The sequence below is a fragment of the Pseudomonas sp. genome (genome assembly GCF_035277045.1).
Classification (GTDB): domain Bacteria; phylum Pseudomonadota; class Gammaproteobacteria; order Pseudomonadales; family Pseudomonadaceae; genus Aquipseudomonas.
Window position 1 is genome coordinate 1 of the sequence record NZ_DATELE010000100.1, and the last position, 2,051, is coordinate 2,051.

2 protein-coding genes are annotated in these 2,051 nt (G+C 64.6%); one reads left to right on the forward strand and one right to left on the reverse strand.

Features of this window, described 5'->3' with window-relative positions:
- Nucleotides 1–369 (forward strand): DUF4130 domain-containing protein (locus tag VJS90_RS04135; RefSeq protein ID WP_324119377.1); only part of this gene is annotated, 369 nt, incomplete at its 5' end.
- 145 nt (nt 370–514) lie between these two features.
- On the opposite strand, the gene VJS90_RS04140 is transcribed toward VJS90_RS04135, so the two are convergent.
- A complete protein-coding gene (locus VJS90_RS04140) occupies nt 515–2,005 on the reverse strand; it encodes an aldehyde dehydrogenase (protein WP_324119378.1) in 1,491 nt (496 codons plus the stop codon).
- Nucleotides 2,006–2,051 lie beyond the last annotated feature (46 nt).

Sequence of the window (2,051 nt, forward strand, 5' to 3'; positions counted from 1 at the left end):
GCCGAGCGTCTGGGACGCCAGCGCTGGTTGATCGCGACGCCGCTGGACGGTATCCGTTTCGATGGCCAGGCGCTGGATTACCGCCATCGTTGTCCCCCTGAGTGGCAAGAATGGGCGCGCCATGCCGACGATCCCGGCGCCGAGCTGTGGCGCACCTACTACCGGCACATCTTCAACCCCGCCCGGCTCAATCCCGGTGCGCTGCGCCAGCACATGCCCGGCCGCTTCTGGCAGCACCTGCCTGAAGGCGACCTCATTCCCCGGCTGGTAGGCCAGGCCCGTCACGGCAAACAGCGCGACGGGCAGGCGGTGGAGGTGGGAGAGCAGGCGGGCAAGCGGATCCACAAGGGGCCAGCTGTGGCAGGCTAGTCATGCGCAATAGGGGCAGTCCAGAGTGGTTTCTCCCTAGACCAGTTTGGCCACAGGGCAGTCTGTCCTTGGGTGAACTTGTCCCACAGGCCAGTTTGTCTCCCAGGAAAATTTGCCCCCAGGCCAGTCTGGTCTCACAAAATCGTCAAGAAGCATTGATCCAGATGGTCTTCAGCTCCGTGTACTGGTCGTGCGCCCAAATGGACTTGTCGCGCCCGCCGAACCCCGATTGGTTGTACCCGCCAAAGGGCGTCGAGGCATCACCTTCGCCAAAACAGTTGACCGTGACGATCCCGGCGCGGATTTCCCGCGAAAGGCGCAGGGCATTGCGCAGGCTGCCGGTGTACGCCGAGGCGGCCAGGCCATAGACGGTGTCGTTGGCCAGCTCGATGGCTTCATCAAGGGTGCTGAACGTGGTGACGCTGAGCACCGGCCCGAAGATCTCTTCAGTGAACAGGCGGCTGGCACGGGTCACGCCGTCGAAAATGGTCGGTTGCACAAACATCCCTTGCTCGGTCCCGCCACCTTGCACCACGCTGAGCTTCTGCTCCGCGGCATGATCCAGGTACGAACGCACCTTGTCGAAGTGCGTCTTGCTGACCATCGCCCCCAGGCGGTTGTCCGGATCAAGCGGGTCGCCCAGTTTCCAGTCCTTCAGGTGCTTGCCGATCAGGCCCAGCAGCTCGTCCTTGACGTCCTTGTGGACGATCAGGCGCGAGGTCGCCGAGCAGTTCTCGCCCATGTTCCAGAACGCACCGGCAGTGACGAACTGGGCGACTTCGTCCAGGTCCTCGCAGTCGTTCCTCACCACGGCGGGGTTCTTGCCGCCCAGCTCCAGCACCACGCGCTTGAGGTTGGACTCGGACGAATACTTGAGGAACAACCGGCCGGTGGCGGTGGAGCCGGTGAAGCTGATCATGGACACATCCATGTGGCGGCCGATCGCCTGGCCGGCATCCCGGCCGTTGCCGGGGGTGACGTTGAATACCCCGGCCGGGACCCCTGCCTGGTGCGCCAGCTCGGCCACGCGCAGCGCGGTAAGGGTGGTTTCCTCGGCAGGCTTGACCACGATCGAGCAACCGGCGGCCAGCGACGGACCGATCTTCCAGGCCAGCATCAGCAGCGGGAAGTTCCATGGCAGCACCAGGCCGACCACGCCGATGGCTTCGCGCACCACCATGGTCACGGCGCCATGGCCGGTCGGGGCGGTACTGTCATAGACCTTGTCGATCAGCTCGGCATGCCAGCGGATTGTGTGGATGGTTTCCGGCACGTCGACGTTCTGGCACTCGCTGACCGGCTTGCCACTGTCGAGCGCCTCGAGCACGGCCAGCTCATGCGCGTTGTCCTCGAGCAACTGGGCAAACCGCAGCAGCACCGACTTGCGCTCGCCAGGCGAGCGTTCGTGCCAGCGGCCGTCCTCGAACGCGTGCTTGGCGGCGGCCACCGCGACATCGATGTCGCGGTTGTCGCAGAGGGCGATGTCGGCAAGTTTGTCACCGGTGGCCGGATTGGTGGTGGCGAAGGTCTCGCCCGACAGCGCATCGCGGAACTCGCCGTCGATGAACGCCTGGGTCCGCAATTCCAGTCTGGCGGCGATGTCCGCGTATTGGGCCTTGCTCAGCAATTCAGCCATCTCATGCACCTCCGGTGATCTGGGCGATGTTGCGCTTGAGGGTCGC

Bases quoted from the DNA above. Each gene is read 5' to 3' on its own strand.
- VJS90_RS04140 (WP_324119378.1), bottom strand. From the start codon at position 2,005: ATGGCTGAATTGCTGAGCAAGGCCCAATACGCGGACATCGCCGCCAGA.